The sequence below is a fragment of the Actinomadura geliboluensis genome, from assembly GCF_005889745.1.
Classification (GTDB): Bacteria; Actinomycetota; Actinomycetes; order Streptosporangiales; family Streptosporangiaceae; genus Spirillospora; species Spirillospora geliboluensis.
Genome location: NZ_VCKZ01000389.1, coordinates 1 through 8,454, shown reverse-complemented (window position 1 = coordinate 8,454; position 8,454 = coordinate 1). Strand labels below are relative to the sequence as shown.

At 69.5% G+C, this 8,454-nt stretch carries 7 protein-coding genes; 2 read left to right on the top strand and 5 right to left on the bottom strand.

Translation table 11 applies throughout. The annotated features are described in order from the left end of the window. Positions 1–281: 281 nt before the first annotated feature. Positions 282–731 carry an Rv3235 family protein gene (locus ETD96_RS35905; protein ID WP_138640926.1) on the top strand — a complete coding sequence of 150 codons (450 nt, stop codon included), beginning with the start codon at positions 282–284 and terminating at the stop codon, positions 729–731. 84 nt (positions 732–815) lie between these two features. On the opposite strand, the gene secA is transcribed toward ETD96_RS35905, so the two are convergent. Continuing rightward, positions 816–3,683 carry a preprotein translocase subunit SecA gene (gene secA, locus ETD96_RS35900; RefSeq protein WP_138640925.1) on the bottom strand — a complete coding sequence of 956 codons (2,868 nt, stop codon included), beginning with the start codon at positions 3,681–3,683 and terminating at the stop codon, positions 816–818. A gap of 183 nt (positions 3,684–3,866) precedes the next feature. Between secA and ETD96_RS35895 the strand changes: the two genes are divergently transcribed. Beyond that, the gene (locus ETD96_RS35895; protein WP_138640924.1) at positions 3,867–4,199 is read left to right on the top strand and encodes an HGxxPAAW family protein; all 333 of its coding nucleotides are present in this window, start codon (positions 3,867–3,869) and stop codon (positions 4,197–4,199) included. A gap of 160 nt (positions 4,200–4,359) precedes the next feature. Here the strand turns inward: ETD96_RS35895 and ETD96_RS35890 are convergent, their stop codons facing one another. From ETD96_RS35890 to ETD96_RS35875, 4 genes are all read right to left on the bottom strand, one after another. Then, complete coding sequence (locus ETD96_RS35890) at positions 4,360–5,532, bottom strand: winged helix-turn-helix domain-containing protein (RefSeq protein ID WP_138640923.1); 1,173 nt, start codon at positions 5,530–5,532, stop codon at positions 4,360–4,362. A gap of 195 nt (positions 5,533–5,727) precedes the next feature. Continuing rightward, positions 5,728–6,486 carry a response regulator gene (locus tag ETD96_RS35885; protein ID WP_138640922.1) on the bottom strand — a complete coding sequence of 253 codons (759 nt, stop codon included), beginning with the start codon at positions 6,484–6,486 and terminating at the stop codon, positions 5,728–5,730. A gap of 271 nt (positions 6,487–6,757) precedes the next feature. Beyond that, a complete protein-coding gene (hpf, locus tag ETD96_RS35880; protein ID WP_138640921.1) occupies positions 6,758–7,420 on the bottom strand; it encodes a ribosome hibernation-promoting factor, HPF/YfiA family in 663 nt (220 codons plus the stop codon). A gap of 738 nt (positions 7,421–8,158) precedes the next feature. Beyond that, on the bottom strand, positions 8,159–8,454 hold a 296-nt coding region (locus tag ETD96_RS35875; protein WP_274704671.1), incomplete at its 5' end, for a phosphoribosyltransferase family protein.

Genomic DNA, 8,454 nt, shown 5'->3' with positions numbered 1-8,454 from the left:
GCCCACCGGCCCCGCTCCCAAGAGGTTCCGGACGCCCGCACCGCCCGGAACCGCTCCCAGAAGGCGGCGGGACGCTCCTCAGCGTCCCGCCGCCTTCACACGTCCGCCCTCCGGCGACCATGACCCACCGGGGTTTCCCACTCCCGCCATCCCCGTGGCGTGCGCTCTTTATCGGTCGCGTTCGCGAGTGACACGGGCGTTACAGGAACGGCCGAAGGTGGTCAGGATGTATTTTTCGCGGCTCTTCTGACTCCTGTTTCCAAACGAGTCGGGAGGTTCTCATGAGCGGTCGTCCGGTGGCGTCTTCGGCGGTTCGGATCATTCGGTACCGGCCCGCACCGGTCCCCCGGAAGGCGCCGGCGCCGCCCGGCCCCGGGCTGCGGATCGTGCGGCCGGGGGACGGGGTGGAGGCCGAGGCGCGGGCGGTCGCCGACACCGCCGTGCGGCTCGTCGTGGAGGTCCTGGCGGGCGCGCGGCCCGCGCACCAGCTGTCGCTCGTGGCCGTCCCGGCGGTGTGCCGCGCGTTCGCCCCGCACACGGGCGCGGGGACGCGCGGGAGACGGGTCGTCCCGCCGAAGGTGCTGTCCAGCAGGATGCAGCGGCCGTCGCCGACCGTGGCCGAAGCCGCGGCGGTGGTGGCCGTGGCCGGGCGCGTCCACGCGCTGGCGCTGCGGCTGGAGCTGGCGCGGGGCCGGTGGCGCTGCACCGCCCTGGAGACGACCGCCCCCTGACATGCGGAAGCGGCCTCCCGGACGTCCGGGAGGCCGCTTCGCGCCGTACTACCCGCTCGTGCGGTGCTACTCGCTCGTGCGGTGCTACTTGTTCTTGTTGCGCGGGTCGCCGTGGCAGCGCTTGAACTTCTTGCCCGAGCCGCAGGGGCACGGGTCGTTGCGGTTCACGCCCGCGTACTCGTCCTCGGTCTCCTCGCTGTGCAGCTCGACGCCGCCCTCACCGTCGACGGTCGGGGCCGAGTACTCCAGCTTCTTCGGACGGGACGGCTTCTCCAGCCCCTTCGCCTTGATCGCGGGGGCCTCCTCGGCCTCCTCGACCTCGGCCTCCTCCGCGGCGCCCTCCGCCGCGGGGGCCGACTTCGCGACCGACACCGGCGCGGCGCCGACGGTCGGGGTCTCCGGCTGCTCCTCCACCTCGACCTCAAGGTGGAACAGGTAGCCGACCGACTCCTCCTTGATGCCGTCGAGCATCGCGTTGAACATGTCGTAGCCCTCGCGCTGGTACTCCACCAGCGGGTCGCGCTGCGCCATGGCCCGCAGGCCGATGCCCTCCTGGAGGTAGTCCATCTCGTAGAGGTGCTCGCGCCACTTGCGGTCGAGGACGTTCAGCACGACGCGGCGCTCCAGCTCACGCATGACCTCGGCGCCGAGCTCCTCGTCGCGCTTGTCGTAGGCGGCGTGGGCGTCCTCGCGGATCTTCGCGGCGAGGGTCTCGGCGTCGAGGGCGGAGATGTCACCGCCCGCGGCGTCCTCGATCAGCTCCTCCACCGTGATCGAGATCGGGTAGAGCTGCTCGAACGCCTTCCACAGCTTGTCGAGGTCCCACTCCTCGGCGAAGCCCTCGGCGGTGGCGCCCGCGACATAGCCCGCGACGACCTCGTCGATCATGCCGCGAACCTGCTCGTTCAGGTCCTCGCCTTCGAGGACCTTGCGGCGCTCGGCGTAGATGACCTTGCGCTGCCGGTTCAGGACCTCGTCGTACTTCAAGACGTTCTTGCGCATCTCGAAGTTCTGCTGCTCGACCTGGCTCTGCGCCGACTTGATCGCGTTGCTGACGATCTTGGACTCGATCGGCTGCTCGTCCGGGATGTTCAGCCGGTTCATGATCGACTCGACGCGGGCGGAGTTGAACAGCCGCATCAGGTCGTCCTCAAGCGAGAGGTAGAACCGGGACTCGCCCGGGTCGCCCTGCCGGCCGGACCGTCCGCGCAGCTGGTTGTCGATGCGCCGCGACTCGTGCCGCTCGGTCGCGAGGACGTAGAGCCCGCCGAGGTCGACGACCTCCTCGTGCTCGCCCTTCACGTCCTCCTTGGCCTTCTCCAGCGCCTCGGGCCACGCCGCCTCGTACTCGTCCGGCGTCTCCAGCGGGGACAGGCCGCGCTGGTGCAGCTCCAGGTCGGCGCGGAAGTCGGGGTTGCCGCCGAGCATGATGTCGGTGCCGCGCCCCGCCATGTTCGTCGCGACGGTGACGCCGCCCTTGCGGCCCGCCTCCGCGACGATCGCCGACTCGTGCTCGTGGTTCTTGGCGTTCAGCACCTGGTGCGGGATTCCGCGCCGCTTGAGCATCTTGCTCAGCTTCTCGGACTTCTCCACCGACGTCGTGCCGACGAGGACGGGCTGGCCCTTCTCGTGCCGCTCGGCGATGTCGTCGACGCACGCCTCGAACTTGGCCTGCTCGGTCTTGTAGACGACGTCGGCGACGTCCTCGCGGATCATCGGCTTGTTCGTCGGGATCGGCACGACGCCGATCTTGTAGGTCTTGTTGAACTCGGCCGCCTCGGTCTCGGCCGTACCGGTCATGCCGGACAGCTTGGAGTAGAGGCGGAAGTAGTTCTGCAGGGTGATCGTGGCGAGCGTCTGGTTCTCGTCCTTGATCGCCACGCCCTCCTTGGCCTCGATGGCCTGGTGCATGCCCTCGTTGTAGCGGCGGCCGTGGAGGATGCGGCCGGTGAACTCGTCCACGATCAGGACCTCGCCGTTCATGACGACGTAGTCCTTGTCGCGCTTGTAGAGCTCCTTGGCCTTGAGCGCGTTGTTGAGGAAGCTCACCAGCGGCGTGTTCACCGAGTCGTACAGGTTGTCGATGCCGAGCCAGTCCTCGACCTTCTCGACGCCGGACTCGGTCACGCCGACCGTGCGCTTCTTCTCGTTCACCTCGTAGTCGCCGGGGCCGTACTCGTCGACCTGCCCGGCGGTGCTGATCAGCTCGGCCCGCTTCAGCCGCGGGACGATCTTGGCGAACTCCGAGTACCACTTGGAGTTCTGCTCGGCCGGACCCGAGATGATCAGCGGGGTGCGGGCCTCGTCGATGAGGATCGAGTCGACCTCGTCCACGATCGCGAAGTTGTGCCCGCGCTGGACGCACTCGTCCAGGCTCCACGCCATGTTGTCGCGCAGGTAGTCGAACCCGAACTCGTTGTTCGTCCCGTAGGTGATGTCGCAGTTGTAGGCCGCGCGGCGCTCGTCCGGGGTCATCTGCGGGAGGATGACGCCGACGTCCAGCCCGAGGAACTGGTGGACGCGGCCCATCCACTCGGCGTCGCGTTTGGCCAGGTAGTCGTTCACCGTGACCACGTGCACGCCGTCGCCGGACAGCGCGTTCAGGTACGCGGGGAGCACGCAGGTCAGGGTCTTGCCCTCACCCGTCTTCATCTCGGCGATGTTCCCGAGGTGCAGCGCCGCGCCGCCCATGATCTGGACGTCGTAGTGCCGCTGGCCGAGGACGCGCTTGGCGGCTTCGCGTGCGGTCGCGAAGGCCTCCGGAAGCAGGTCGTCCAGGGACTCGCCGTCGGCGATGCGTTCCCGGTACTTGTCGGTCAGCTCGCGCAACTCGGCGTCGCTCATCTCGAGGAAGTCCTCCTCGATCGAGTTGACCTGATCCGCGAGCTTCTTGAGCTTGCGCAGGGTTTTTCCCTCGCCCGCACGAAGGATCTTGTCGATGACTGGCGGCACTCTCGAAGGCTCCTTGCAGATCGTGGTTCACCGCTCAAGGCGGCACGCACACCACACGTACGATGCCATCGTAGGCGAGACCCAGAATGGTCTAGGTCACTCCGCAGCGCAATCCACTGTGCGTTCCGTTTGACTTTCCGGGTCCCGGAGAGGATCTCTCACACCTCACGGGAGGGAGGCCCAATGTCCTCAGAGGGTTCGCACGCCGGCCGGCCGAGTTCGTGGCTCGCCGTCGGCGTCATCTTCATCGGCTTCGTCGTCGGCGGCGTGGCGCTCTGCCTCGGCCCGTCCTGGATCATGTTCTGGGTCGGCGTCGGCATCGTGGTCGCCGGGTTCCTCGTCAGCTGGCTGGTCCACCTCTTCGCGGACGTCGTCGTGGACGCGCCCCGCGTGATCCCCGAGATCGTCGACTACTCCCTGTTCGGCTCCCGCTCGGCCAAGCGCCGCGGCGGCGACCAGGGCGAGTCCATCGAGGCCCCGGTGGCGACCGACACCCAGCAGACCCCCCACGGCTGATCCCGCGTGTCCGAGGCCGGCCCGCCGGGCCGGCCTCACCCGTGCCGCGTCCGAAACCCTCAGGCACACGCCTCGACGACCACATTTCGGTCGGCGCAAACCCGCACACTGTTTCAACGCCCCACCGCACCGAGCCGATTCCCCGGGGCCCCCGGCGGTCTCAACGCGACGCGGCGGCGTCCAGGGCGGCTTTCAGGAGTGCGGGCGGGAGGTCGGTGCGCTCCACGCGGACATCGTCGCAGCCGACCCAGGCGGCGGCGCGCCAGAGCGCGGTGGCGAGGGCCGCCGCCGAGGTCTCGGTGCGCGCGGCGGTGCGGGTGGCCCAGGGTTCCAGGGACGCTTGCCGAGCGATGAGGGTGCGCCCCTCCCGGGCCGGGTCGACCCGCCCGATGAGGCGGCCGCCGGCGAGGAGCGGCATCGCGAAGTATCCGTGGACGCGCTTGTCCTTCGGGACGTACGCCTCCAGGCGGTGGTCGAACCCGAAGACGCGCGACGCGCGGGCGCGGTCCCAGACGAGGGAGTCGAAGGGCGAGAGCAGGGTGGTGGCGTGCCTGCCCTTGGGCGGGGCGGCCAGCGCGCCGGGGTCGGCCCACGCCCGCTGGGACCATCCGGCAACAGTGGCCGGGACGAGCCCGGTCGCCTCGATCACGCGGTCGACCTGGTCCTGCTTGATCCGGTAGTAGTCGGCGAGATCACCGCGCGTCGCCACGCCGAGGGCGCGTCCGGCACGGGCGACCAGCTCGGTCAAGCAGGCGTCGTCGTCCAAATCCCGGGCGAGCAGCTCGGACGGCACAGCCCGCTCGGCCAGGTCGTACACGCGACGCCAGCCGACCCGCTCGACGCAGACGACCTCGCCGATGTCCAGCAGCCACTCGATACCGATCTTGTGGTCGCTCCAGTCCCACCATTCGGCGCTCGCCTTGGCGCCGCCGAGCTCCTTGGTGGTGAGCGGGCCGTCCGCCTTCAGCCGATCGCGGATCTCGTCGCAGACGCCCTCCGGCACCTTGTGCCAGCGCCACCCGCGCCGCAGGTACGCGCGCCGCCGGAACGCGAACAGCGGCCAGTCGGCCATCGGGATCACGGACGCCGCATGCGCCCAGTACTCGAACGCCCGATACCCGCCACCCGAAACCCGCCCAACACCGCCCGCACCGTTCCCGGCGGCCCCAGCGCCCCGCGCACCGCTCCCGGCGGAACGCGAACCTCCGCCCCAGTAGGCCGCCTCAATGGCACCCCGGCTCACCGCCCCCAAGCGCGCGTAGGGCACCAGCTCATGAGACCGCGCCAAAACCGAGATCGTGTCGAGCTGGACGGCACCGAGCCGTTCCAGCATCGCCGGAACCCCACCTTTCGGACGCGCCCCCAGAAAACCCTGCGCGCGCAACTGAAGCCGCCGAGCCTCATCGGCCCCGAGCTCGACCCCGCCACCGCCCTGCGTCCCGCCTACTGTCTCCACCACGCCCGCGATGCTACGACACAACACCGACAAACCCGGATAGCCGGTCTCACCCCCCGCAGGGTGCCGGGGTCAGGTGATCTCTAGGAGTTTCTCGCGGACGGCGTAGACGACGGCCTCCATGCGGGAGTGGAGCTGGAGTTTCTCCAGGATGTTGCGGACGTGGTTCTTCACGGTGTTCTCGGAGATGAAGAGCTCGCGGGCGATCTCGCGGTTGCCGAGGCCGCGGGCGACGAGGCGCAGGACCTCCATCTCGCGTTCGGTGAGGCGCGGCGCGGGGACCTGCTGCGTGCGCTCCTCACTGCGCTTGGCCAGCGCGGCGAACTCGGTGATGAGCTTGGACGCCATCGACGGGCTTATCAGCGACTGGCCGCCGTGGACCGCGCGGACGGCCTGCGGGACCTCGTCGATGGAGATCTCCTTGAGCAGGTAGCCGCTGGCTCCGGCCTTGATCGCCTCGAAGAGGTCCTCCTCCTCGTCGCTGATGGTCAGCATGACGATCTTGGCGCTGGGCGCGGCGTCCTTGATGGCGGTGCACGCCTCGATGCCGCTGCGGCGCGGCATCCGGATGTCCATCAGGACGATGTCGGGCAGCAGGTCGCCGGCCATCTCGACGGCCTCGTGCCCGTCCCCGCCCTCGCCGATGACCTCGATGTCGTCCTCGCCCTGGAGGACCATCTCCAGTCCTCTGCGGAACAGCGCATGGTCGTCGACGATGAGCACGCGGATGGGGTCGGCCGCTCCGGCCGGCGGCGCGGCGTCACGACCGGCGGGGGCGCCGGTCTGACGGGGTACCGCCGCGGCGTCGCGAGTCTCGGGCTTCTCGCTCACCAGAGTCGCGGCGTGGAGGAGACGCCGCTTCCCCCCTTCACTATTCAGCGATCTGGAACTACCGGAGGGTTGTGATCCATCGGGTCGTCCTCGGGAACTTACGGGGTCCGGGGACGAACCCGGGGGATTTCGGACCGGGGTGTCTCCCGGTCAACCGCCGCGCGCCCCGGGAGGTTCCCGGGACGCGCCGGATCGGCTGATGCGCCTTTTCAGATCATGGCATGGTTCCGGTGGTGACGTGACGCGTCCGCCGCATCACCGATACGAAGAGTCACTCCTCGACGAGCCTGATGACGCCGTAGTCCCAGCCTCTCCTCCGGTATACGACCGAGGGGTGCCCGGTGGCCTTGTCGCGGTAAAGGAAGAAGTCGTGGCCGACGAGCTCCATCTCGAACAGTGCCTGCTCAATGCCCATCGGCTCGGCCTTGTGGAATTTCTCGCGGACGACGAGGGGGCCGTCCCCGTCCATCGGGATCGGTACGAGGTTCTCGTCACGGGACACCGGCTCGGCCTCGACCGGCGGCGCGGTCTCCACGGGTTCGGGGACGGGCTCCGGCAGCGCCTCGGGGAGCGGTTCCATCGTCGCGAGCTTGGCGCGGCCCTTGCCGTTCTTGCCGTGGTTCTTCAGACCGTGTCCCTTGCGCCGCTCGGCGTCGCGGCGCAGCCGTGACTCCAGCTTGTCGAGCGCGAGGTCGAGGGCGCCGTAGCGGTCGTCGGCGGCGGCCTCGGCCCGGATCACCGGGCCGCGGGAGCGGATCGTCAGCTCCACTCGTTCACGCTGGTCGGCCAGCCGTGGGTTTCGTTCCTCGGACACCTCCACATCCACGCGGATGACCTTCTGGTCGAGCCGTTCGATCTTCGCCAGCTTGCTGTCGACATGCCGACGGAACCTGTCGTTGACGTCGGTGTGCCGGCCCCTCACGGTGATGTTCACGCGGGACCCCCCTTCTCCCGGTTGCGCTTGTCGCCCTGCCCGGGGACCTGCCGGCCCCGAACGGGCACCACAGGACGGTGGGTCGCACCCGCCCGGCCGACCTGGTCTTCGTCCCCACATCCGCCTGCTGAGGGGCTCGCGGCGCTCTCGCCACTACTGCCCTTCTCCCGGTTCGGGGGATGTCGGATCCCCCGATGGGGCAGGACTTACCTCTAAGGCGCACCGTGATCGGTCGACGAGAAGTCGCCTTACGTGGGCCGTTTCGCCTGCGCCTGGCATCGGCTAGCCGGATCGTCTGCCGTGCTCCTGACGAGCACTGCGATCCAACGCAACCACGGACCCGGGCGGGTGCCATGTCAGGAACGCTAACCCCTTACGCGACGAATGTCAGGGGGGTGGGCTGAGGAAAAACTCACGGACCGTCATCGAGGACTGCCGCAGCGGGTTCCCCTGGCGTCCCTCCACCTCCCCTGAGCCCCGACAGGCTCGGCGATCCCGCCGCCGACGGCCGCCCAGGTCAGGCAGCACTGACCTCGCGGTGAGTTTGAGAAATCTCTACTCCCCTGATGGCGAGATGTGACCCGAAGCACCCCCTACACCCCCTCATTCCAGGACAAGCCAGACGCTCTCGACTACCCAACGTGGCTTACCGCCGCCCAGCGAGCGAAAAGTGAAGAAAGTCACCATTCGCCCGATCCTCGCTCCCGCAACGCCTCCCGGACCGCCAGGGCGGGTGGGTTACCAGGGGCGGTGACGTGGGGTGGCGGCGATGGTGGCCGTGCCGGTCACCTCGGCTCCTGCGGCGCGTAAGGCTCGGGCCGCCTCCGCGAGGGACGAGCCCGTAGTGACCACGTCATCCACCAGGACGACCCGGCGGCCGGCCACGCACGCCCGCGCCTCTACGGCCCCTTGCAGGTTGGCGGCCCGCTGCCGCGCCGTGAGCCCGGCCTGGTCGGCGACCCGGCCGCGCTGCCGCAGCGCGTCCATCATGGACACCGGCACGCCGTCCGCCCACAGCCGCTTCACCGCCACCT